Consider the following 22,639-nt stretch of genomic DNA (forward strand, 5'->3'; position numbering starts at 1 on the left):
TGATACGGGCGTGTTACGTGCCGGCCGCCTCGGCGAGCGCGTCGAGCACCGGGCGGATCAGCGGGTGCCCCTCCGCTCCGCGGCGCACGGCGGCGAAGACCCGGCGGGTGGGGGCCACGCCGTCGACCGGCCGGACCACGACGCCGGTGAGGTCGACGCCGCGCAGGGCGGAGCGCGGCACGAGGGCCACGCCCGCGTCGGCCGAGGCGAGCGCGACGACGGCGCGGAAGTCGTCGGAGGAGTGCGCGAAACGGGGCTGGAAGCCGGCGATCTCGCAGGCCAGGACCACCACGTCGTGGCAGGGGTTGCCGGGGTAGGGGCCGATCCACGGGTCCTTGGCCAGCTCGGCGAGCGGCACCTCGGCGGCGTCGGCCAGGCGGTGGGTGACCGGGACGACCGCGTCGAACGGCTCGGCGTAGAGCGGGACGTGGGTCAGGCGCGGGTCGTCGGCGGGCGGCGCGCCCCGGTACTCGACGGCGACCGCGACGTCGACCTGCCGGTCCAGCACCATCGGCAGGCTGGCGTCGCCCTCGGCGTCCCGGACCCGGATGCGGATGCCGGGCGAGGTCTCGGCGAGCCGGGCCACGGCGGGGGCGACGACCAGGACGATGCCGGTGGCGAAGGCGGCGACGGTGACGGTGCCGGCGGCGCCGGAGCTGTAGGCGGCCAGTTCCGCCTCGGCCCGCTCCAGCTGGGCGAGGACGGCGTTGGTGTGGCTGAGCAGGATCTCGCCGGCCGGGGTGAGCCGTACGCCCTTCGCGCCGCGCTCCACCAGCCGGTGGCCGGTCTCCTGCTCCAGGGCCGTCAGTTGCTGGGACACCGCGGAGGGGGTGAGGTAGAGCGCGGCGGCGGCCGCGGTGACCGTGCCGTGGTCGGCCACGGCACGCAGGATGTGGAGCCGCCGCGCTTCGATCATGTGGACGATTCTCTCAGGTCGTGCGGGTGCCTCAGGCGTCGAGCTCCGCCCGCGCCGCCACGAACGCCTCCACCGCCCGGTCGACGTCCTGCTCGGAGTGGGCCGCGGAGAGCTGCACGCGGATGCGGGCCTGGCCCTGCGGCACGACCGGGTAGGAGAAGCCGATCACGTACACGCCCCGCTCCAGCAGCAGTTCCGCCATGCGCCCCGCGCGGGCCGCGTCGCCGATCATCACCGGCGTGATCGGGTGGTCGCCGGGCAGGATGTCGAAGCCCTCCTGCGTCATCCGCTGCCGGAAGCGCGCGGTGTTGCGCGCCAGCCGCTCGCGCAGCTCGCCCGCCGACTCCAGCAGGTCCAGCACCTTCAGCGACGCGGCGGCGATGACCGGGGCGAGGGTGTTGGAGAACAGGTAAGGCCGGGAGCGCTGCCGCAGCAGGGCGACGATCTCGGCGCGGGCGGCGACGTAGCCGCCGGAGGCGCCGCCGAGGGCCTTGCCGAGGGTGCCGGTGACGATGTCCACGCGGTCGGTGACGCCGTGCAGTTCGGGGGTGCCGCGGCCGGTGGGGCCGACGAAGCCGACGGCGTGCGAGTCGTCGACCATGACCATCGCCCCGTACCGGTCGGCGAGGTCGCAGATCTCGCGCAGCGGGGCGACGTAGCCGTCCATGGAGAACACGCCGTCGGTGACGACCAGCTTGCGGCGGGCCCCGGACGCCTCCTTCAACTGCCGTTCCAGGTCGGCGAGGTCGCGGTTGGCGTAGCGCAGGCGGCGGGCCTTGGACAGGCGGATGCCGTCGATGATCGACGCGTGGTTGAGCGCGTCGGAGATCACCGCGTCCTGAGGGCCGAGCAGCGTCTCGAACACGCCGCCGTTGGCGTCGAAGCAGGAGGAGTACAGGATCGTGTCCTCCTGCCCGAGGAACGCCGACAGCCGCGCCTCCAGTTCCTTGTGCACCTCTTGCGTGCCGCAGATGAAGCGCACCGAGGCCAGGCCGTAGCCCCAGCGGTCCAGGGCCTCGTGGGCGGCGGCGATCACCTCGGGGTGGTCGGCCAGGCCCAGGTAGTTGTTGGCGCAGAAGTTCAGCACCTCGCCCGGCCGGCCGCCGGCGGTGACGTTCACCTTCGCCGACTGCGGGGTGCCGATGACGCGTTCGGGCTTGTGCAGACCGGCCGCGCGGATCTCGTCGAGGGTGGCGCGCAGGTCGTCGCGCACGGAGTCGAACATGCTGAAGCTCCTGGAGAAGTACGGGAGTTACGCGGTCCAGTCGAGGATGATCTTGCCGCTCCGGCCGCTCGCCGCGTCCGCGAACGCGGCCTCGTGGTCGCGGTAGTCGTAGCGGCCGGTGATGACGGGCGCCAGGTCGAGGCCGCCCTCCAGCAGCACCGACATGGCGTACCAGGTCTCGAACATCTCACGGCCGTAGATGCCCTTGAGGGTGAGCATGGAGGTGACGATCCGGGCCCAGTCGACGGGGAACTCCTGCGCCGGCAGGCCCAGCATGGCGATCCGGCCGCCGTGCGTCATGTTGGCGATCATGTCGCGCAGCGCCTCCGGCCGCCCGGACATCTCCAGGCCGACGTCGAAGCCCTCGCGCAGGCCCAACTCCCGCTGCCCGTCGGCGATCGAGGCGTCCGAGACGTTCAGGGCGAGACTCACGCCGATCTTGCGGGCCAGCTCCAGCCGCTCCTCGCTGACGTCGGTGATCACGACGTTGCGGGCGCCGGCGTGCCGGGCCACGGCGGCGGCCATGAGGCCGATCGGGCCGGCACCGGTGACCAGGACGTCCTCGCCGACGAGGGGGAAGGTCAGCGCGGTGTGCACGGCGTTGCCGAACGGGTCGAAGATGGCGGCCACGTCGAGGTCGACGGGCACCCGGTGCACCCATACGTTGGACGCGGGCAGCGCCACGTACTCGGCGAACGCGCCGTCCCGGCCCACGCCGAGCCCGATCGTGGCCCGGCACAGGTGGCGCCGCCCGGCCAGGCAGTTGCGGCACTTGCCGCACACCAGGTGGCCCTCGCCGCTGACCAGGTCGCCGACGCCGACGTCGGTGACGTCCCGGCCGACCGACACGACCTCGCCGACGAACTCGTGGCCGACCACCAGCGGAGTGCGCACCGCCTGCCGGGCCCAGCCGTCCCAGGACCGGATGTGCAGGTCGGTGCCGCAGATCCCGGTGCGCAACACCTTGATCAGTACGTCGCCGGGCCCGACGGCGGGCTCGGGCACGTCCCTGAGCCACAGTCCCGGCTCCGCCCTGTCCTTGACCAGCGCCTTCAACGCTACGGCTCCCGTGGGTGAGGCCGGCCCGCGGGCACGCCGAAGGGGCCCGGGGCCGGGGAGAGGGGTGGAATCCGGTAGCAATCTGCCCCACGGGGGCGGCCTGGTCCATCGAGGATTTCTTAAGCGCCGCCGCAGCTTTCCTTCACGCGTTCCGCCCGTCCCGCGTCATCCGAAGGCACACGCTCGGTCCGTCCCGCGTCATCCGAAGGCACGCGCCCGGTCCGTCCCGCGTCGCCCGAGGGCACGCGCCCGGTCCGTCCCGCGTCATCCGAGGGCACGCGCCCGGTCCGCCCCGCGTCATCCGAGGGCACGCATCCGGTCCGCCACGCCTCACCAGAACGCGCCGGCCGTGCCCTCCAGGTGCCGGGCGAGCTGCGCGGCGACCGCCTTGATGGTCTCCAGCCCGTCCCTCCCCCACCGCCGGGGCACGGCGTCGGCCACGCACACCGTGCCCAGCACCATCCCGGTGCTGTCGGCCAGCGGGGCGCCGAGGTAGGAGCGGATGCCGTACTCGTCGACGATCGGGTTGGTCGCGAACCGCGGATAGTCCCGCACGTCCTCCAGCGCCAGGGCCCTGCGCCGCACCACCACGTGCGGGCAGAAGCCGACCTCGCGCGGCAGGCTGCGGCCCGGCAGCGACCCGGGGTGGGGGCAGTGCAGCCCGGCGAGGAACTGCCCGTGCTCCGCAACGAAGTTGACCATGGCGTACGGCGCCCCCGCGCGCTCGGCGAGGCCGACGGCGAAGGCGTCCAGGGCGGGTTCGGGCCTTTCGCCCAGGCCGAGTTGGCGCAGCCGCACGGTGCGGGCGGGTGCCTCCCGGTCCTCGGGGGTGAGCAGCAGGCGGCCGACGGGGCGCGGCGGGTCGTAGCTCATGGCCGGGCTCCGGCGCCGGGTCCTGCGGTGGAACCGGTCCTGGGGGCGTACGTCATGGTGGTGCTCCGTCGGGGCTCGGGTCGGCCGGTGGGGTGTCCGTAGGTCGTCGTCGGATCGTCGTCGGGTCGTCGGTGAATCGTCAGCGGGTCGTCGGTGAATCGTCAGCGGGTCGTCGGTGGGTCGGCGGCGGGTCGTCGGCGGGTCATCCGTGGGCGCCGCGGACGGCCGCGGACGCGGTGGACGCGTGGGCCATGAGGTGCCGCACGAGGGTGAGCAGGGTCTGCACGCCGGAGGCGGATATGCGGGCGTCGCAGGTGACCACGGGCACCTCGGACGGGAGGTCGAGGGCGGCGCGCACCTCGTCGGGGGTGTAGCGGTGGGCGCCGTCGAACTCGTTGACGGCGATGACGAATCCGAGGCCGCGCTCCTCGAAGAAGTCGACGGCGGCGAAGCAGTCCGCGAGCCGGCGGGTGTCGGCGAGGACGACCGCGCCGAGGGCGCCCTCGCTCAACTCGTCCCACATGAACCAGAACCGCTCCTGTCCGGGCGTGCCGAACAGGTACAGCACGTGGTCGGCGTCGAGGGTGATGCGGCCGAAGTCCATCGCGACGGTCGTCTCCGTCTTGTTCTCGACGCCCTCCAGGCTGTCGGTGGCGGCGCCGGCCGTGGTGAGCAGCTCCTCCGTGCTGAGCGGGGCGATCTCGCTGACCGCGCCGACGAAGGTCGTCTTGCCCACCCCGAAGCCGCCCGCCACGAGTATCTTCAGCGCGGTCGGGAACGGGTCGGCGTGGGCGCCGCCGGCGCCACCGGGGTGGTCGCCGCTGCGGGCGTGGTCGCCGCCGCGGACATGGTCGGCGCCGACGTGCTCAAAGCTGTCGTCGTAGTCCATCGAGCACTGCCTCCAGAAGGGCCCGGTCCGTGGGGTGGTGGTGGAAGACGGGGGGCTTGGTGGTGAGCGCCCCGCAGCCGACGAGGTCCGCCAGCAGCACCTTGGCGACCGCCGCCGGCAGCTTCAGGTGGGCGGCGACCTCGGCGACCGAGACGGGGATGCGGCACAGGTCGAGGGCCTGCTCGTGCTCGGGGCCCAGGTAGCCGACGGGAGCGGTTCCGGTGGCCATCACCTGCGACATCAGGTCGAGCGCGGTGCTGGGGCGGGTACGGCCGTTGCTCACCGTGTACGGCCGCACCAGCCGCCCGGCCGCGTCGTCGAGCCAGGGGTCGTCGAGCCAGGGCCCGTCGCCGGCCGTCGCCACGGTCAAGACCTCGTCACCGAGGGTTCGGCGACGTGCTGGCGGGGCGCGGTCTCCAGGTACGGGCGCACGCTCTTGACCAGCATCGCCATCTCGTAGCCGAGGACCGCCGCGTCCGCCTCCCGCCCGGCGAGCACGGCCAGGCACGTGCCGGAGCCGGCGGTGGTGACGAACAGCAGCGTCGCGTCCAGTTCGACCACGACCTGGCGCACGTCGCCGCCGTCGCCGAAGCGGACGCCGGCGCTGCGGCCGAGGGAGTACAGGCCGGAGGCCAGGGCGGCCATGTGGTCGGCGCTGTCGGGGTCCAGGCCGTGCACCGACTTCACGATCCCGTCGCAGGACAGCAGCACGGCGCTGCCGGTGTGCGGGACGCGCTGCACGAGGCCGCTCAACAGCCAGTCGAGATCGGACACATGGCCGGTGGAGGCGTCGCTCGCCATGGTGGATCGACTCCTTGGGGTACGAGTGAGGGGACGAAGGTCTGCTGCGGGCACGGGGGCGGGGCGGGGCGCGGTCATCCGGCCGGCGCGCTCCCGTCGTGCGGGGCGGGGAGCCCGGGACCGGGCGCGGGTGCGTCGTCGCGCGGCGGGTACGGCTCGGGAGACGCGGGCGCGGGCGGCGTCCCGGTGGCGCGGGCGGGCGGATCCGCGCACGGCGCTTCCGGGGCGGGTGCGAGACGGACGGCCGGAGCGGGAACGGGGACAACGGGGGCGAAGAGGCCGGCGGGCCGGGCCGGTTCGGGACGCGGGAGGTCCGCGTATCCGGTGCCGGACCGGGTGCCGGCACCGGACCGGGCACCGGCATCGGACCAAGTCCCGTCGCCGGACCGGACACCGGCATCGGGCCGAGCCCCGCCGTCGGGCCGCACACCGGCGTCGGGGTGCGGGACCGGCGGGACGCCTCCCCGCTCCGCCTCCGCCGTCTCCAGGTGCTGCTGGGCCTCGGCGAGGCCGACGCCGCGCCGGAAGGCCGCCATCAGCCCGGGGTCGTGGCCGGCGGTCCGGTCGGCCTCCGGGCGGGGCTGCGGACGCTCGCGCAGTTGCGGCACGAGATGTTCCCGGGCGCGGCGCCGGGGCAGCCCCGGCTTGTCCATGGTGCCGCGCACGACGTCGGCGCGCGGCACGGGCGGTACGTCGGTGTGCGCGGCGACGGCCGGCCGGTCCTCGGGCCGGATGCCGGGCGCGGCCTCGGCCGGGGTGGGCCGCCGGGCGTGCGCGCCGCGGCGCGGCAGCGGAGGCGGGGCGCCCTCGGCCGGGACCGGACGCGCCCGCACGGCATCGGCGGCCGGAGCACCGGAGACAGGCCGGGCGGGCCGGGCGGGAGACGGCAACGGCACGGACGGCTGCGACACGGACGGCAGCGGCACGGGCGACTGCGGTACGGACGGCAGCGGTACGGACGGCTGCGGCACACCGTCGTGCGGATGGGGCGGCGGGGGCGCGGACGCGGCCTCCGGCGGCTGCTGCGCCCGGGGCGGCGCCATGTCGTCGGAGGCGTCCGGCGCCGTGCCGAGCAGTTCCCGCGGCACGACCAGGACGGCCTGCACGCCGCCGTAGATGTTGGTCTGCAGGCGGACGGTGATGCCGTGCCGACGGGCGAGCTGGGAGACGACGTACAGCCCGATCCGGCCGTCCGCGAGCAGGCCGGCCACGCTGACCTGGTCGGGGTCGGCGAGGAGGGCGTTCATCCGGTCCTGCTCGGCGACGGGCAGGCCCAGGCCCCGGTCCTCGACCTCGACGGCGAGCCCGGAGGTGACGAGGCTGGCGCGCAGCAGGACCTGGGTGTGCGGGGCGGAGAACACCGTGGCGTTCTCGACGAGTTCGGCCAGCAGATGGATGACGTCGGCGACGGCGTGGCCGCGCAGGGTGCCCTCGACGGGCGGGACGAGTCTCACCCGGGCGTACTGCTCGACCTCGGCGACGGCGGAGCGCAGCACCTCGGTCATGGCGACCGGGCGGCTCCACTGGCGCCGGGAGACGGCGCCGCCGAGCACGGCGAGGTTCTCGGCGTGGCGGCGGATGCGGGTGGCGAGGTGGTCGACATGGAAGAGGCCCTTGAGCAGGTCGGGGTCCTCCAGTTCGTTCTCCAGCTCGTCGAGGAGGGAGATCTCGCGGTGCACCAGGGACTGCAGGCGCCGGGCGAGGTTGACGAACACCTCCAGCTTCTGCTCGCTGCCCGCCTGGCTGGACAGTTGCGCGGCCCGGGAGACGGCGGTGACGGCGGCGTCGTGGACGCGGGCGAGGTCGGCGGCGAGCAGGTCGATGTCGTCGACGTCGTCGGCGTCGTCGGCGTGGTCCGGGGGCCGAGGACGCGGGGCGCGCTGCGGCGGGGTCTCGCCACGGCGCAGCGCCTCCACCAGGGCGCGCAGGTCGGCCTCGCCACGTGCGCAGTCGTGCCGCAGCGCGTCGACGCGGTCGCGTACGGAGGCGGCGGTGCGGCGCGCGGCGACGGCGGCGACGAGGATGCCGGCGAGCGTGACCGAGACGGCGCCGGCGAGCACGGCCCACAGGGTCGGGGCGGGTCGTGCCCCGGTGGAGCGGACGGTGTAGAGCACGGCCGCGGTGGCGCCGAGCGCGACCGCGGTCGGCGGCAGCACCGCCAGGCGCAGCAGTGGGGGCCACAGGGACCGCATCGGGGTCTCGCGCGGTGTGGGGGCGGTGCGGGAGACCGGCCGCCCGTGCCGTCCGCCCTCGCGGCGGTCTGCGCGGGGGGCGGCCGGTGCGCGGAGGTGAGCCATCTGGGTCCTCGTACTGGTCCGTCGGTCCGTCGGGCCTGGTGCCGGCGGGGTCCCGCGGGCCGTGCCGGCCGGTCCGCGCGGCACTCCCGGCGTGCCGTGTGCGTCCGCGCGGCGCGGGCATGCGTCGGCGCGGCGTCGGCCGGCGGGGAACCGCGGCACGGCCCTTCGTCGCCCGACGGACACTCACAGTAGTTGCCCGCGCATCACGTGCGGTGGGCAGTTGACAAAGTCCCCCGCACAGCGTCCCGCTCTGGTATGAGCGTTCGTACGACAGACCGATGAGCCCGCTGGACCCGTGACCGTCACCCGAAGAGAAACAATCGGAGCTGGTCAGAACCGGTCACGAACGAGAAGTGGCGGGCGCGACCCCTCCCAGTGCCCGTCGCCGCCCGACACCGCCCGGGCAGGCGCGGCCGACGCGACGAGGCGCCCCGAACACTCCCCGGCCCGCACGAACGCCCCCGGGCATCCTTCGTTTCGTCACTCTCCGTGCCACCTCGGGCCACGGTTCAGGGGTGTTCCGGCGCCGCCGCACCGGCCCGGGCGGCAACGGACCGACGGCGGGCGAAAAACGAAAAACACGGCCGGTCCGGCATCAGGGGGCACCGCGGGACGGGGTGTCCGGCGGGCGCGGGTCAGGAGTCCGCCGCCAGGTCGAGTTCGCCCACCGCGGGCCAGACCGGCCAGCCGCCGGCCGGGGCCAGGGCGACGCCACGCCACCAGGGGTCGCCGGGGACCTTCCCGGAAGGCTCGAAGGGCTCACCGGGGCGGGGCAGGGCGATGCGGGCGCCGGCCGCGTGGGCGGTGGCGAGCGTGCCCTCGCCGGGCTCGGCCCACGGGTGCGGGGCCAGATTGAAGGTCGCCCAGTGGATCGGCAGCATCAGCCCGTGCCGCGCCGCCCTGCAGGTCGAGGTGGGCGCGCATGCCCTCCTCGGGCGTCATGTGGATGTCGGGCCACACGCCGTTCTTGGCTCTGGTAGTTCACATGCGGTGACCGTACCGGGGGTTGACCCCGGTGGGTTTGTATTCAACTGTCGCCAACACGCCAGGACCGCGGCCGTCACCCACCGGCCGCCGCTCACGATGGCTCTCCCACTCCTGAGCCGGGCCGTTGCTCCAAAACTTCACCCATGGCACCGGGTTCAGGCAACAACTCTACGGGTCTTGCCGCTTCCTACGGGGTGGCTGCGTAGCGCCGGGTTTCCGGCTCCTCCGTGACCGCGTCATCGGAGCGGTGGCCGGAGATTCCCTTTCCGCGGTGAGTGGCCTGACGGCGTGCGGCTCGCGTGTCTCGATCCCCTCGGTCCCGGGGATGGGATCGGTTTGTATCGGTGCGGGAGCGGAACGACGTGCGGTGTCCGGGACGGGCAGGACGTTCCGACGCTGCAGCTCGGAGACGCTGATGAGCGGTGACATGAGAACACCATCGAGCAGCTCGTCCTGAGCCGACTGCAACTCGACCAGATGCCACAGGACGGCGAGCACGTACTGGAGTTCCTCGCTCCAGATGGGGCGCCACCGGTCGGGACGGATGAGGTCCAGTTGGCTGACAGCCCTGCGAGACGGCGGCCCCGTCCTGCGTTTCAACCAGCCGTCAAGGACGTTCTGCCCGCTGACCCGGTAATCCCTCATCTCTTGAGTCACCGGCCCGAAGACGCCCTGGCCGAAGTGGAGTTCGAGTTTGTCGGGATCATAGACGAAGCTCTCGGGCAGCTCATCCCTACCAACCTGCCTTCGGTACGTGATCGTCGGCTGCGCGGTTGTCCAGACCTGCTCGGGCCCATGGGGCCTCCCCGCCACCGGGTCCACAAACCTCTCTCCGAAAGTCGAAGCCCAGATCACCTTCCGCCCGATATGCAGCGCCTCCGACCACAGTGCGGCGTCACCGGTGAGTGGTACGCGGACGCCGTTGGTGGTGAGTTCGTCGTCGAAGCGGGAGCGGAAACCGGGATGGGCCGTGATTGCGGCAATGTACGCGGCCAAGTCCTCGGCAGTGACAGACAGACCGCCGAAGGAGTTGCGAAGGTGCTGGAGAAGGCCGGGAGTCACATTGGGGGTGCCATCCTTCTGCAGGAGGGGGATTACTCTGCCACCGCCCCAGCCAGTGAAGTGATGCATATCCGGCATCAACGCGGTGAACAGAGTGGCAGGGCCGCCACCGAAACGTTCGGAGTGCTTCTCCACGATGTAAATCTGCCCCTCGGCCCGGCTCTCCCACAGCTCCGGCGAGCATCTGTCGAGGACCCTGTTGTCCGGAATGATCCACTGTCGATCGAAAGGGCGGAAGGCGACCGGCACCGGCTCTGGACACTCGGGACCCGCCTCCAGCATCGATCGCCTCCGTTGTGCTGAGCCCGGGAGGGGCTTGACCGGCCGGTCGACGGTACGGCCCTGGGTCTCCCTGAACAAAACACGCTTCTCGGCGATGTCCGTCTCGGTGGTCAACCTCCGCCACCGGGAACGCAGCGTGTCGGGGTCCGGGGAGTAGACCCACGTCCGCTTCGGCAAGATGCCGGGCACTGTCCATGGCAGCAGATCATCCAATGCGGGATAGGTATCCCATGCTCCGTGTGCCGCGGGCGTGAACGGGGCACAGGCGTCCTGGCGCACCGACCGCCACTGATCACTGTCCGGCCCGAGAGCCTCAAGCTTCGCGTATTTCTCCTCACGCGTGCCGTCCAGGGCAACGTACCTGATATGGGCGGGTTCGATGTCCCCCCGGCTGCGAACGAACACGGCGATGGTCAATTGCTGCTGTACGCCTTCGAAGAGGCGCGTCCGTATCGGTGGCTGGATTCCCTCGGGGCTGAGGTCAATGATCCATCCTTCCGAACAAGTCTCACGCAGGTACTTCCTCATCCCCCGAAAACCGGGCCCGCTGAGGAAGCCCGCGGTACTGATGAAGGCGACGATTCCGCGGTCCGACTCGGAACGATGCTGTTCGAATACCTTGAAGGTGGCCCAGCGCCAGAAGTAAACGTACAGGTTCTTGAGCTTGTTCTCGTGCACCCCGTTTCTGCCGCCGAGGCGGAAGTCATTAAGCAGAGGTGCTCTGTAGTCACCCTCGCGGCCTTTCTCCACCCATCCGCCTTCCCCCTCGGCTCTCTCCCGGTCCGGTGGGTTGCTGATCATGACGGTGACCTTCTGCTCACGTTTGATCCAGTCCGCCTTGCGGGTGTTCTCGACCAGAGGATCGCCATCGGGCAGGAACGTGAAGAGCGTGGCCCTCTCGTAGGGGTCTGCAAGGGTGTCGGCGAGATGGAGTCGCAGATCGCCGAGTTGAGTGTCGGTGGCTTGATCGCGGAGGGTCTGGGTGATCCTCATCTGGGCGACCGCGTAGGCGGCCATCTGACGCTCGAAGCCGATCAGCCGGCCCGCCAGTTGTTCCACCGCTTCGCCGCGGAACCCCTCCCCACGCCGGGAGCGCTCTTCGGCGACCCTGTCGATGATCTCGCTGAGGAATGTACCCGTGCCCATGGCGGGGTCGACGATCGTCACCTGTTCGTCGGCGAACCCCTTCACGCAACCCAGACGGGTGCGCAGTACGGCGTCGGTGAAGCGGACCATCTCCTTCACGAGACGTGGCGGAGTGTAGTAAGTACCGGAGCGTTTACGCAGCTCGCGGTCGTATTCCTGGAGGAAATTCTCGTAGAGATAAACGTGGGCGTCGGGCTTCCGGGCTCGGATCGCCTCCCAGTCGACAGCGTCGATGACCTGCACGAGCGTGTCGATGCGACGGGTGAACTCGGCGTCCACCGTCTCCGTAAGGAGCTGCAGGGCTCGGCCCATGACCGTGTTCTCGGCTTTCAACTCACGTGCAATGTCACCGAAGTTCCGGCCGGCGAGCGGTACGTTCTCGATACGGGCCAGCAGCAGGGCGAAGGCGATCGTCTGGGTGTAGCGGTCGGCGAAGAGGTGGTCGGGGTCCTGTCCATCGGTCGAGGGGAAGAGCACCTTGCTCCAGTGGTGCGCGAGAGCGGTGAAGGGCTTGGGGACACGCCGTCGGCTGCGAGGGCCGTCTGGTGCTCTGCGTTCGAGGGCAAGCTGCTCCAGCACCTCCTCGCGCAGGTACTGGCACAGTGGAGCGATGGACGTCACCAACTGACCTACGGTGGTGATGCGTTGCGGCTGCCATCCGAGAAACTCCCGCAGCAGATCCCGAAAGGCCGCACCGTCGACTTCACTGGTACGCAGCCGTCTGCCGGACCGGTAGAGATCACCGTCGAGCCGGACCGTGCGGAGAGGCCACGAACCGCCTCGGTACAGACACCAGGTGTGGCCGTTGCTGTACAGCACGTTGGGTAGCCGACGCATCAGCTCCCACTGTTCACGGTCCCGCTTCGTGAAGCCGTCGGGTGTGACGTCGTGTCCAGGTGCCTTCAGCTCCAAGAAGCCGGTGATGCGTCCCGAGGTCTCCACCGCGTAGTCCGGGCGCACCCGGGCCTCGGGCAAGGGGTACTCGGGGTGAAGGCGAGGACTCAGCTTCCAACGTGTCCCGAAAGCTTCCACCAGCTTCGCCACCGGCAGACTGATGGACGCCTCCGTGTCGCTGAACCGCAGACGCTCCCTGCACTCGGCTCCGAAGTCCGCCACGAGAACCCGTACCCATTCCTCCGGCACCTCGTCCCCCTCCAGGCTGTGGTCTCGGGCGGTGGATCACCGCAGACACAGCGTTACTGGAGGCAAAGGGGTCGGTTCAGTGCGCACGGGGGGCGCGCGAGGGGCACGGGCGGCGCGTTCCGTGACTGCTGGGAAATCAGGTGCGGGTGTTGGTCAGGAAGGGACCGCCATAGCCGATGTAGATCTTGCCGGCGCGCGAAGCGTCGTCGTGGAAGTGCACGCCGGAACGCGACGGCGTTGCCGTCGCCAAACGCAGGTGGGCCTTCATGTACACGCGCTTCAGCTCATCCACGTCAGCCCTCGTCCACAAGGTCGAGGTCGTCACGAGACGCCACCGGAGTGATCTCCGGAACGGGCCACTCGCGGTTCAGCGGCAGGGACACATCCCGCCACCAGGGGCGCGTGGGGAGGATTCCAGCGGGCTCGAAGGGCTGGCCTGGAACGGGGACGGCGACCGCCTGTCCGACCGCGCCGGCCGCGGCCAGCGTCCACTCCCCCGGCTCGGCCCAGGGATGCAACGAGAGGTTGAATGTGCCCCAGTGGATCGGCAGCATGACCCCGCTCGGCCGGCCTTGCTGCAGGTCGAGGTGGGCGCGCATGCCCTCCTCGGGCGTCATGTGGATGTCGGGCCAGAACTCGGAGTAGGCCCCGATCTGGATCATCGTCGCGTCGAACGGCCCGTGGGCCGCGCCGATGTCCCGGAAACCGTCGAAGTAGCCGGTGTCGCCGCTGTGGTAGATGCGGTGCTCGGGGCCGGCGACGGCCCAGGAGGCCCACAGGGTGTGCTGGGTGTTGCGCAGGCCGCGGCCGCAGAAGTGGCGGGCTGGGGTGGCGGTCAGGGTGAGTCCGCCGACCTTCGTCTCCTCGTGCCAGTCGAGTTCGCGCAGGCGGTCGGCGGACACGCCCCAGTGCTCGAGGTGGGCGCCGACGCCGAGGGGCACGGCGAACACGGTGTCCGTGCCGGCCAGTTCCCTGACGGTGGGCAGGTCGAGGTGGTCGTAGTGGTCGTGGGAGATGACCACCGCGTCGACCGGGCCGAGCGCGGCCAGGGGCACGGGAACCGGGTGCAGGCGCCGGGGCCCGGCGAAGGGGAACGGGGAGCAGCGCTCGCCCCACACCGGGTCGAACAGCACCCGGTGCCCGTCGATCTCGGCCAGCACGCTGGAGTGGCCCATCCACGTCAGCCGCAGCCCGGTGGCCGGGGGGCGGGCGAGGTCGGCCAGGGTCGTGGCGTGCACCGGGACCGTGCCGGCGGGGCTGCGGCGGGGCCGCTGCTGCCGGTCGAGGAAGACCTTGGCGAAATCCCGTGCCGAACCGGACGGACGGGTACGGGCCTCGCCACCCGGGTTCTGGAACACGCCGTTCTTGAAGTGCGGCGATCTGCGGATGCGCGCCATGCGCTCACCGCTCGGGTCGGCGCCGAAGGCCGCGGGCCGCAGCGCGCGCAGCCGGGAGATCGATGACGGGACGGCGGCCACGGCACCTCCAGGTGGAGTCGGCAGAGGTCTTCCATTATGGGCGGGCCCGGCTCACCGGGTCCGCGGCTATGGGCGGGCCCGGCTCACCGGGTCCGCGGCACGGAACCGGCGGTGGGGGCGGTGGAACCGGGGGCGGGAACGGCGGAACCGGAGGCGGCGGAAAACACGCTCGCGCCGCCCCCGCCCTCACGCTTCGCGCCTCATGCCTCACGCCACCGAGGCGATCCGCATCTTGATGTCGGCCGGCGACAGGGTGCCCTTGGCCGTCACGTGGTCGCCGGAGGACTCGCCGCGCAGGCGGCGGCCGATCCAGGGCACGAGGTGGTGCCGGGCCCAGTGGACGTCGTCGCGGCGGATCTCGAGGGTGCCGCGGGGCGGCAGCGGCGGCCAGGGCTGCTCGGGGTCGGCGGGCACGTCGATGCCGAGGACCTGACCGGCGCGCAGCGCCACGCGCGTGTGCCCCTCGGGCGACAGGTGCAGCCGGTCCTCGTCCCAGGCGCGCCGGTCCTGGACGGCCTTGAGCGACCACAGGTCCAGCACGGGGCAGTGGTAGCGGTCGGCGATGGCGCGGACGTGCCCGTTGTACGTGGCGATCTTCCCACGCAGGTGCTTGAGCAGCGGCACGTCGCGCGTGTCGAAGCCGGTGGCCACCATGACGGTGCCGGCCGCGGAGGCGAGCCGGGCGACCGCCTTCTCGAACCGCTCCGCCACGTCGTCCGGGTCGGTGCCGGGACGGATGATGTCGTTGCCGCCGGCGCAGAAGGTCACCAGGTCCGGGGCGAGTTCGACGGCCCGCGGGACCTGGTCCGCGACGATCTGGTCGAGCAGTTTGCCGCGGACGGCGAGATTCGTGTACGGGAAGTCCCCCTCGGGCCGCAGGTCCGCCAGCATCACCGCCAGCCGGTCGGCCCACCCGACGAACCGCCCGTCGGGGCCGGGGTCTCCGACTCCCTCGGTGAAGCTGTCCCCCACCGCCACGTACGACCCGATCACTGATCTGCTGTCATTCTTCGAATCGTCTGCCACATCGGCCCATCTTTCACCGTCGAATGTGACTTACGCGACCGTAGGCGGGTGTTGACGTCCGGTGAGATGAACCACTTCCCGCGAGCGGGCCGGCCGGGAATGCGGTCGGCCCGAAGGGTGTTGGCCGCACGCCGCCGAGGGCCGGACCCCGGGTGTCGGGGTCCGGCCCTCGGCGGCGTGTCGGGCGGAGCGGGTGCGGCGGGCCCGGCGTCAGCCGACGGTCACGCCGTGTGCGCGCAGGTAGGCGACCGGGTCGATGTCGGAGCCGTAGTTCGGCGTGGTGCGGATCTCGAAGTGCAGGTGCGGGCCGGTGACGTTGCCGGTGGCGCCGGACAGGCCCAGCCGCTGGCCCTTGCCGACGCTCTGGCCGGCCGAGACGGAGATCTGCGACAGGTGGGCGTACTGCGCGTAGTGGCCGTCGGCGAGCTTGATGACGACCTGGTTGCCGTACGCGCCGCCCCAGCCGGCGGAGACGACGGTGCCGGCGGCTATCGCCTTGACGGGGGTGCCGGTCGGGACGACGAAGTCGACGCCGGTGTGGTAGCCGCTGGACCACATGCTGCCCGCGACGTGGTAGCCGGTGCCGATGGTGGCGCCGGACACGGGCAGGGTGTAGCCGCCGGCGGAACCGGCGGGGGAAACCTCGGCGGCCATCATCTTGACGGCGGGGGCCTTGGCGGCCGGCGCCTTGGCGGTGGCGCCCGCGGTGCGCCGGGGGGCGGAAGCGTGCGAGGCGGACGCCGCCTTCTTGCCGAGGATCAGCTTCAGGCCGGGGTGGATGAGCGACGGATCGTCACCGACGGCCTGCCGGTTGTCCTGGTAGAGCTTCTTCCAGCCGCCGCTGACGTGCTGCTCGTCGGCGATGCTCGCCAGGCAGTCACCGGCCTTGACCGTGTAAGTGCGCGGGCCGGCGCCCGGGGTGGCCGCCTGAGGGGCGGCGGCCTGCCGCTGGGCGACCGTGCCGGCCTGGACCGGCTGCTGCGGGGTGGCGGCGTGCGCCCCGGCGGCCCCGACGAGGGGCAGGGCGAGCGCGGCACCGCCGGTGCCGGCGGCGGCGAGCGAACGGATCAGACGCTGGGTCTTGGGACGGCGGTGCTTACCCTTCGCGGGCATGACGCATTCCTCTCCGGCGCCTGCGAGGTGAGCTGTCGGGTTCGGGCTGGAGCTGCCCGGCCGCGTGGGACGCGGCTTCACCCCTAGCCTGTTCCGGGAACCGGGACAGGCGGTCGTACCTGTGGGTCCCCCGCTCCTGCCGTGCACGGGTGGTCGGGTACGGTCCCCGGGCGGCGGCAGGATTCGGCGTTCCGCCCGGATCGGAGGGGAACGTAAGCGACCTGGACGCACGGGGACAAGCGAAGGTTGCGCGGCGACGGGACTCTTCCGTGATCCGGAAGCGGAGAGCCCGGTCACCCTGCGTGCACCCCGGGCCTGAAGTCCGCCCAATTCCCTGCGGAATTGCACATATTACGTGAACATGACGGGCAACGCTCGGTCACGGATATGAAGCTCCTCACGTGACCCGCCCCAGCTCCCCTTATTCCGGAGCGAGTTGGAGCGAAAGCTCCAATTCGGACAGAAATACTCAATGCGTTTGATAACCAGCCTATTTGCGCGCCTCTCCCGCCCCCCTCGCGGCCCCTCGCGGCCCCTCACAGCCCCCTCGCGGAGGCGGGACAGCATCGGTACGACGCCTCACGACCGCCGGTGGACGACCTCGGTGGTCCGTGCACGGATGCCGTATGACGAATGCCGTATGGTCGAGACGCCCCGCCGGCCATCGCACCCGGGCCGCGCCGGCGGGATCGAAAAGGGGAGGAGCTCCTGTGACGCAGCAGGTCCCGTCGACCGAACCCGAGCTGACCGGAGTGCGCAACTTCCGCGACGTGGGCGGGCTGCCGACCGTGGACGGACGCCGGGTCAGGCACGGCGTGCTGTACCGCAGCGGCCACCTGGCGCACGCCACCGAGGAGGACGCCGCGTTCCTCGCCTCCCTCGGCCTGCACACGATCTTCGACTTCCGCAACGCCGCCGACATCCGGCTGGAGGGGCCGGACGTGGAACTGCCCGGCGTGCGCAACGTGAACATGCCGCTGTCCGACCCGGCCGACGGCGCCGAGTTCTGGCGGATGGTCCGCGACGGCGACATCGACCAGCTGCGGGAGCTGCTGTCCGAGGGCCGCGCGGAGGCCCGGATGATCGCCTCCTACCGGGCGATCGTCACCCGGCGCACCGCCGAGCACTCCCGGGTGCTGCACGCGCTGGCCGACGACAGCGTCCCCGTCCTGATGCACTGCGCGGCCGGCAAGGACCGCGCCGGGCTGTCCGTCGCCGTGACGCTGCTCGCCCTGGGCGTGGAGCGGGACGCGATCCTGGAGGACTACCTCAAGTCCAACGCCAAGCACCGCCGCTACAAGGTGCACCGCAGCGGCTCGTCCGCCTCCGCCTACTCCCCCGAGGTCATGGAGCTGCTCAGCCCCCTGTTCGACGCGCGCGCGGAGTACCTGACGGCGGCTTGGGAGGCCATCGAGGAGACCTGGGGCGGGGTCGACGCCTACCTGGAGCAGGGGCTGAAGGTCACCGCCGAGGTGCGGGAGCGGCTGCGAGCGCGGCTGCTGGACTGATCCCGGCGGCCGTCACTTCGCGCCGATCTCGAACAGCAGCCAGATGAAGGCCGCGAAGAGGTGCCCGACGGCGATGTAGATGACGAGCCGGATCCACAGGGCGCGCGGGAACTTCTCCTCCAGGTTGCTCACGGCGTCTCTCCGGTGGTGGGGCCCAGGCACAGGGCGGCCGTGGGACTCTGCAGCAGGGTGTGGACGAACAAGAGCTCCACCCCGTCGTGGTCCTCGGCGACGATCCGGTGCGGGGTGAGCGAGTCGAAGTGCGCGCTGTCGCCGGGCGCGAGCCGGTGCGCGCTGTCGCCGAGGCGCAGCCGGAGCCGGCCCCGCAGGACGTACAGCCACTCCTCGCCGGGGTGCACCCGCACCATGTCGCCCTGGGAGCCGTACGGCACGTGCACCCGCAGGGCCTGCATGCCGCGGCCGGGGGCGCCGGCCGGCCAGTACCGCCAGCCGCCGGCCTCGGTCGGTGCCGTGCCGGCGGCCCGTACGACGGCGTCCCGGCCCGCGGGCGTCTCGCCCAGCAGCTCCGAGACGGTCGTACCGTAGACGCGGGCGAGGGTGAGCAGCACCGGCAGCGAGGGCTGGCGCTGCCCGGTCTCCAGCCGGGACAGGTGCGCGGGCGACAGCCCGGCGGCGCGCGCGGCGGCCTCCAGGGTGAGGGCCGTACGACGCCGCAGCGCGCGCAGGCGGGGCGCCACGGCGGGCAGGTCGCCGCCCACCTCGGGCGCCGGCCCGGACGGGGAGGAGCTCATGCCCCCATTCAGCCGCCGGTTTGCCTCAAGGGCAAATTTTTTGCCTCACAGGCAAACCGCGTCCGTCGCGGCCACCGGTGGGCGATCCCTGCCGGCCGCCGGTGGGTGCCCCCGGCCGGCCACCAGTGGACGACTCCCGCCGGTGACCGGCGGGCGCCCCCGCCGGTCACCGGTTGGCGACCGCCTGCTTGATCAGCGTCCTGCCGAAGTCCCAGATCAGTCCGCCGCCGCCGTGGGCGTCGTCCATCACGGCGGTGAAGGCGTCGACGAAGCGGTCCACCTCCTTCTCGCCGATGATCAGCGGCGGGATCAGTTTGATCACCTCCAGGTGGTCGCCGGAGACCTGGGTGAGGATCCGGTGGCGCTGCAGCAGCGGCACGACGACCATCTGCGCGAACAGGCCCTTGCGGGCGGCCTGCAGCATCGTCCAGCGGCTGCGCAGCTTCAGCGAGGCGGGCCGGCCGAACTCGATGCCGATCATCAGGCCCCGGCCGCGGACGTCGGCGAGCAGTTCGTAGGTGTCGACGAGGGCGGCCAGCCGGGACTTCAGCAGCTCGCCGGTGGCGCGGACGTTCGCCACGATCTGCTCGTTCTCCATTACCGTCAGCACGGCCAGGCCGGCCGCCATGGCCTGGGCGTTGGAGCCGAAGCTCGCCGAGTGCACCAGCACCCGGTCCATGGACGAGTAGACCTTCTTGAAGATCCAGTCCTTGCCCAGGGTGGCGCCGACGGGCACGTAGCCGCCGGAGAGGGCCTTGGCCACGCACACCAGGTCCGGCTCCACCCCCTCCTCGTGCTGGTAGGCGTAGAAGTCCCCGGTGCGCCCCAGCCCGGTCTGCACCTCGTCGGCGATCAGCAGCGCCTTGTGCCGGTGCAGCAGCTCCTGCGCGGCGCGCAGGTAGCCGGGCGGGGCCTCGTGCACGCCCTTGCCCTGGATCGGCTCCACGATCAGGGCGGCGACGTCGCCCTGGCGCAGCTCCCGCTCCAGCGCGTCCAGGTCGCCGAGCGGGATCGCCGTGTCCGGCAGCAGCGGGGCGAAGCCGTCGCGGAAGCCGGCCTCGCCGTTGACGGACAGCGCGCCGGTGGTCAGGCCGTGGAAGGCGTGCTCGCAGTACAGCACGCGCGGCCGGCCGGTGGCGTACCGGGCGAACTTCAGCGCGCCCTCGACCGCCTCGGTGCCGCTGTTGCCGAAGAAGACGCGGTCCAGGTGCGGGCTGTGCGCGAGCAGCTTCTCCGCCAGCAGCCCGGGCAGCGGCTGGCAGTCGAAGCGGGTCAGGTCGGCGAGACCGAGGTCGAGGACGTCGTGCAGCGCCTTGCGTACCACGGGGTGGTGGCGGCCCAGGCCCATCACCCCGAATCCGGCGAGCATGTCCAGGTAGTCGTTGCCGTCGGCGTCCCAGAAGTAGGCGCCCTCGGCGCGCTCGTAGACCTTGTCGAAGCCGATGGTGTGCAGCATGCGCGGAAGCTGGTGGTTGAGGTACTTCGCGTGCAGCTCGTAGCGCTCGGCTCCGCGCTCGGCCAGCAGGGCGCCGAGGTCGAACTCCGTGGTCATTCAGTTCTCTCCTTGACTGCCGTCGGCCGGCACCGGCACGGCCACGGCCTCCTCCAGCACGGCACCGGCCTGCGCGGCGACGGCGCCGGCCCCTGCGCGGGCCGCCTCCGCCTGCCGCCGGACGGCGAGACTGCCGCTGATGCGGCCCGCGATGTCGACCGGGGTGAGGCCGATGTCGGCGAGCACCTCGCCGCGCTTGGCGTGCGCGAGGAACTGCTCGGGGATGCCGAACCTCCGTACCGGCACGTCGACCTCGGCGTCCCCGAGCGCCAGGGCCACCGCCGAACCGACCCCGGCGGCGCGGCTGTTGTCCTCGACGACGGCGACCATGCGGTGCCCGGCGGCCAGCCGCGGCAGCGCGGGGTCGACGGGCTTGACCCAGCGGGGGTCGACGACGGTGCAGCCGATGCCGCGGGCGCGCAGCAGGTCGGCGGCCTGCAGGCACACCGGCGCCATCACGCCGACCGCGACCAGCAGGACCTGCGCCTGCTCGTCCCGGTGCAGCACGTCCATGCCGCCCACGCGGTCGATCGCGGGGATCGCCGGGCCGACGGACTCCTTCGGGAAGCGCACCAGCGTGGGCGCGTCGTCCACGGCGACGGCCTCGCGCAGTTGGGCGCGCAGCTGGTCGGCGTCGCGCGGGGCGGCGATCCGCAGGCCGGGCACGACCTGCAGGACCGACATGTCCCACATGCCGTTGTGCGAGGGCCCGTCGGTGCCGGTGACGCCGGCCCGGTCCAGCACGAAGGTGACCCCGCAGCGGTGCAGCGCGACGTCCATCAGCACCTGGTCGAAGGCGCGGTTGAGGAAGGTGGCGTAGACGGCGACCACCGGGTGCAGGCCGCCGGTGGCCAGGCCGGCCGCGGAGACGACGGCGTGCTGCTCGGCGATGCCCACGTCCCACACCCGGTCCGGGAACCTCTCGGCGAACCCGCCCAGACCCACCGGGTGCAGCATGGCCGCGGTGATCGCGACGACGTCGTCCCGCTCCTCGCCGATCCTGACCATCTCGTCGCCGAAGACGGAGGTCCAGGAGGGGCTGCCGGCCGGGGCGAGCGGCGCGCAGGTGCGCGGGTCCATCACGCCGACGGTGTGGAAGTGGTCCTCCTCGTGCGCGAGGGCGGGTTCGTAGCCGCGGCCCTTCTCGGTGAGGCAGTGGACGAGGACGGGGCCGTGGAAGCGTTTCGCGCGGCGCAGCGCCGACTCCACGGCCCGGATGTCGTGGCCGTCTATGGGGCCGACGTACTTCAGGCCCAGGTCCTCGAACAGGCCCTGCGGGGCGAAGGCGTCCTTGAAGCCCTTCTTCGCGCCGTGCAGGGCCTCGTAGACGGTGGTGCCGACGACGGGCGTGCGCTGCAGGACCTCCTTGCCCCAGGCGAGGACCTTCTCGTAGCCGTCGGTGGTGCGCAGGGTCGCCAGGTGGTTGGCGAGGCCGCCGATGGTCGGGGCGTAGGAGCGCTCGTTGTCGTTGACGACGATGATCAGCGGCCGGTCCCTGGCGGCTGCGATGTTGTTCAGCGCCTCCCAGGCCATGCCGCCGGTCAGGGCGCCGTCGCCGACGACGGCGACGACGTGGCCCGTCCCGCCCTGTACCTGCCGCGCCTTGGCGAGGCCGTCGGCCCAGCCGAGCGCGGTGGAGGCGTGGCTGTTCTCGATGACGTCGTGCTCGGACTCGGCACGGGAGGGGTAGCCGGACAGGCCGCCCTTGCCGCGCAGCTTCGAGAAGTCCTGACGTCCCGTCAGGAGCTTGTGGACATAGCTCTGGTGGCCGGTGTCCCACAGGATGCGGTCGGTGGGCGACTCGAAGACCCGGTGGAGCGCGATGGTGAGTTCCACCACCCCCAGGTTGGGCCCGAGGTGACCGCCGGTCCTGGCGACCGCCTGCACCAGGAACTCGCGTATCTCTTCGGCCAGTTCACCGAGTTCCGTTTCGGACAGCGCCTTCAGGTCGCGCGGTCCCCGGACGTTCTCCAGAATGGTCACGCTGGGCCCCCTCTCGGTCCGTGCCGTGGTGCTTCAACTCACTGTCACTGTCGGTGTCCCCGTGACGGAGGGGGCGCCGTCCACGCCGTCGGCCTGCATCTGCTCGGCGAGTTTCATCGCCTCCTCGATGAGGGTCTCGACGATCTTCGACTCGGGGACGGTCTTGATGACCTCGCCCTTGACGAAGATCTGCCCTTTGCCGTTGCCGGAGGCCACGCCGAGGTCGGCCTCGCGGGCCTCGCCGGGCCCGTTGACCACGCAGCCCATCACCGCCACCCGCAGCGGCACCTCCATGCCCTGAAGGCCCGCGGTGACCTCCTCCGCCAGCTTGTACACATCCACCTGCGCCCGCCCGCACGACGGGCACGAGACGATCTCCAGCCGCCGCCGGCGCAGCCCCAGCGCCTCCAGGATCGCGATGCCGACCTTGACCTCCTCCGCCGGCGGCGCGCTCAGCGACACCCGGATCGTGTCCCCGATCCCCTGGGAGAGCAGCGCCCCGAACGCCACCGCCGACTTGATCGTGCCCTGGAAGGCCGGGCCCGCC

General features: G+C 72.1%; 19 protein-coding genes, 1 pseudogene and 1 riboswitch. Of the genes and pseudogenes, 1 reads left to right on the plus strand and 19 read right to left on the minus strand.

The genetic code is table 11. The features are described from left to right. Positions 1–13: 13 nt before the first annotated feature. The 14 genes and pseudogenes from IE225_RS26190 to IE225_RS26255 all read right to left on the minus strand — a co-directional run bounded on the left by IE225_RS26190 (position 14) and on the right by IE225_RS26255 (position 16,297). The gene (locus IE225_RS26190) at positions 14–916 is read right to left on the minus strand and encodes a LysR family transcriptional regulator (RefSeq protein WP_190060075.1); all 903 of its coding nucleotides are present in this window, start codon (positions 914–916) and stop codon (positions 14–16) included. Positions 917–947: 31 nt separating this feature from the next. Next, positions 948–2,141 (minus strand): glycine C-acetyltransferase, encoded by a 1,194-nt coding sequence (locus tag IE225_RS26195; protein WP_190060076.1) that lies wholly within the window; start codon positions 2,139–2,141, stop codon positions 948–950. Between the two features lie 27 nt (positions 2,142–2,168). After that, positions 2,169–3,197: an L-threonine 3-dehydrogenase gene (gene tdh / locus IE225_RS26200; RefSeq protein WP_190060077.1), complete on the minus strand. Its 1,029-nt coding sequence runs from the start codon at positions 3,195–3,197 to the stop codon at positions 2,169–2,171. 333 nt (positions 3,198–3,530) lie between these two features. Then, a complete protein-coding gene (locus IE225_RS26205) occupies positions 3,531–4,073 on the minus strand; it encodes a GAF domain-containing protein (RefSeq protein WP_190060078.1) in 543 nt (180 codons plus the stop codon). Positions 4,074–4,275: 202 nt separating this feature from the next. After that, on the minus strand, positions 4,276–4,962 hold the full coding sequence (locus IE225_RS26210) for a GTP-binding protein (protein WP_190060079.1): 687 nt from the start codon (positions 4,960–4,962) through the stop codon (positions 4,276–4,278). After that, on the minus strand, positions 4,940–5,326 hold the full coding sequence (locus tag IE225_RS26215) for a DUF742 domain-containing protein (protein ID WP_190060080.1): 387 nt from the start codon (positions 5,324–5,326) through the stop codon (positions 4,940–4,942). The genes IE225_RS26210 and IE225_RS26215 overlap by 23 nt, the downstream gene beginning before the upstream one ends. A 2-nt stretch (positions 5,327–5,328) precedes the next feature. Further along, positions 5,329–5,763 carry a roadblock/LC7 domain-containing protein gene (locus IE225_RS26220; RefSeq protein ID WP_190060081.1) on the minus strand — a complete coding sequence of 145 codons (435 nt, stop codon included), beginning with the start codon at positions 5,761–5,763 and terminating at the stop codon, positions 5,329–5,331. Between the two features lie 74 nt (positions 5,764–5,837). Further along, positions 5,838–8,060: an ATP-binding protein gene (locus IE225_RS26225; protein WP_190060082.1), complete on the minus strand. Its 2,223-nt coding sequence runs from the start codon at positions 8,058–8,060 to the stop codon at positions 5,838–5,840. Positions 8,061–8,695: 635 nt separating this feature from the next. Continuing rightward, positions 8,696–9,023: pseudogene (locus IE225_RS26230) on the minus strand (MBL fold metallo-hydrolase); the annotation flags it as partial. Positions 9,024–9,215: 192 nt separating this feature from the next. Next, on the minus strand, positions 9,216–12,581 hold the full coding sequence (locus tag IE225_RS26235) for a type ISP restriction/modification enzyme (RefSeq protein ID WP_229880045.1): 3,366 nt from the start codon (positions 12,579–12,581) through the stop codon (positions 9,216–9,218). Positions 12,582–12,816: 235 nt separating this feature from the next. Then, entirely contained in the window at positions 12,817–12,972 is a 156-nt protein-coding gene (locus tag IE225_RS26240) for a hypothetical protein (RefSeq protein WP_190060084.1), read from the minus strand. 1 nt (position 12,973) lies between these two features. After that, a complete protein-coding gene (locus IE225_RS26245) occupies positions 12,974–14,158 on the minus strand; it encodes an MBL fold metallo-hydrolase (protein WP_229880052.1) in 1,185 nt (394 codons plus the stop codon). A gap of 207 nt (positions 14,159–14,365) precedes the next feature. Then, the gene (locus tag IE225_RS26250) at positions 14,366–15,151 is read right to left on the minus strand and encodes an SGNH/GDSL hydrolase family protein (protein ID WP_190060101.1); all 786 of its coding nucleotides are present in this window, start codon (positions 15,149–15,151) and stop codon (positions 14,366–14,368) included. A gap of 243 nt (positions 15,152–15,394) precedes the next feature. Beyond that, positions 15,395–16,297 carry a M23 family metallopeptidase gene (locus tag IE225_RS26255; protein ID WP_190060085.1) on the minus strand — a complete coding sequence of 301 codons (903 nt, stop codon included), beginning with the start codon at positions 16,295–16,297 and terminating at the stop codon, positions 15,395–15,397. Between the two features lie 4 nt (positions 16,298–16,301). Continuing rightward, positions 16,302–16,459, minus strand: a riboswitch (cyclic di-AMP (ydaO/yuaA leader). A 548-nt stretch (positions 16,460–17,007) separates the two neighbouring features. On the opposite strand from IE225_RS26255, the gene IE225_RS26260 reads away from it, so the two are divergent. Beyond that, complete coding sequence (locus tag IE225_RS26260) at positions 17,008–17,805, plus strand: tyrosine-protein phosphatase (protein ID WP_190060086.1); 798 nt, start codon at positions 17,008–17,010, stop codon at positions 17,803–17,805. A gap of 12 nt (positions 17,806–17,817) precedes the next feature. On the opposite strand, the gene IE225_RS26265 is transcribed toward IE225_RS26260, so the two are convergent. The 5 genes from IE225_RS26265 to IE225_RS26285 all read right to left on the minus strand — a co-directional run. Beyond that, a complete protein-coding gene (locus tag IE225_RS26265) occupies positions 17,818–17,937 on the minus strand; it encodes a DUF6126 family protein (protein ID WP_190060087.1) in 120 nt (39 codons plus the stop codon). Further along, positions 17,934–18,557, minus strand: coding sequence for a helix-turn-helix domain-containing protein (locus IE225_RS26270; protein ID WP_190060088.1), 624 nt, complete (start codon positions 18,555–18,557; stop codon positions 17,934–17,936). Before IE225_RS26270 ends, IE225_RS26265 begins: the two co-directional genes overlap by 4 nt. Positions 18,558–18,723: 166 nt before the next feature. After that, positions 18,724–20,109, minus strand: a complete 1,386-nt coding sequence (locus IE225_RS26275; RefSeq protein ID WP_190060089.1) for an aspartate aminotransferase family protein — start codon at positions 20,107–20,109, stop codon at positions 18,724–18,726. Further along, positions 20,110–22,092, minus strand: coding sequence for a 1-deoxy-D-xylulose-5-phosphate synthase (gene dxs / locus IE225_RS26280; RefSeq protein WP_190060090.1), 1,983 nt, complete (start codon positions 22,090–22,092; stop codon positions 20,110–20,112). Positions 22,093–22,125: 33 nt separating this feature from the next. Next, positions 22,126–22,639, minus strand: a 514-nt coding sequence (locus tag IE225_RS26285; protein WP_190060091.1) for a flavodoxin-dependent (E)-4-hydroxy-3-methylbut-2-enyl-diphosphate synthase, incomplete at its 5' end; no start/stop codon positions are given.

The sequence above is a fragment of the Streptomyces echinoruber genome (assembly GCF_014651135.1).
In the GTDB taxonomy this organism is placed as follows: domain Bacteria; phylum Actinomycetota; class Actinomycetes; order Streptomycetales; family Streptomycetaceae; genus Streptomyces; species Streptomyces echinoruber.

Excerpts from the sequence above, each read along its gene's own strand:
- IE225_RS26190 (WP_190060075.1), bottom strand. The coding sequence starts at position 916 with ATGATCGAAGCGCGGCGGCTCCACATCCTGCGTGCCGTGGCCGACCAC.
- IE225_RS26195 (WP_190060076.1), bottom strand. The coding sequence starts at position 2,141 with ATGTTCGACTCCGTGCGCGACGACCTGCGCGCCACCCTCGACGAGATC.
- IE225_RS26205 (WP_190060078.1), bottom strand. The coding sequence starts at position 4,073 with ATGAGCTACGACCCGCCGCGCCCCGTCGGCCGCCTGCTGCTCACCCCC.
- IE225_RS26210 (WP_190060079.1), bottom strand. The coding sequence starts at position 4,962 with ATGGACTACGACGACAGCTTTGAGCACGTCGGCGCCGACCATGTCCGC.
- IE225_RS26220 (WP_190060081.1), bottom strand. The coding sequence starts at position 5,763 with ATGGCGAGCGACGCCTCCACCGGCCATGTGTCCGATCTCGACTGGCTG.
- IE225_RS26225 (WP_190060082.1), bottom strand. The coding sequence starts at position 8,060 with ATGGCTCACCTCCGCGCACCGGCCGCCCCCCGCGCAGACCGCCGCGAG.
- IE225_RS26255 (WP_190060085.1), bottom strand. The coding sequence starts at position 16,297 with ATGCCCGCGAAGGGTAAGCACCGCCGTCCCAAGACCCAGCGTCTGATC.
- IE225_RS26270 (WP_190060088.1), bottom strand. The coding sequence starts at position 18,557 with ATGAGCTCCTCCCCGTCCGGGCCGGCGCCCGAGGTGGGCGGCGACCTG.
- IE225_RS26275 (WP_190060089.1), bottom strand. The coding sequence starts at position 20,109 with ATGACCACGGAGTTCGACCTCGGCGCCCTGCTGGCCGAGCGCGGAGCC.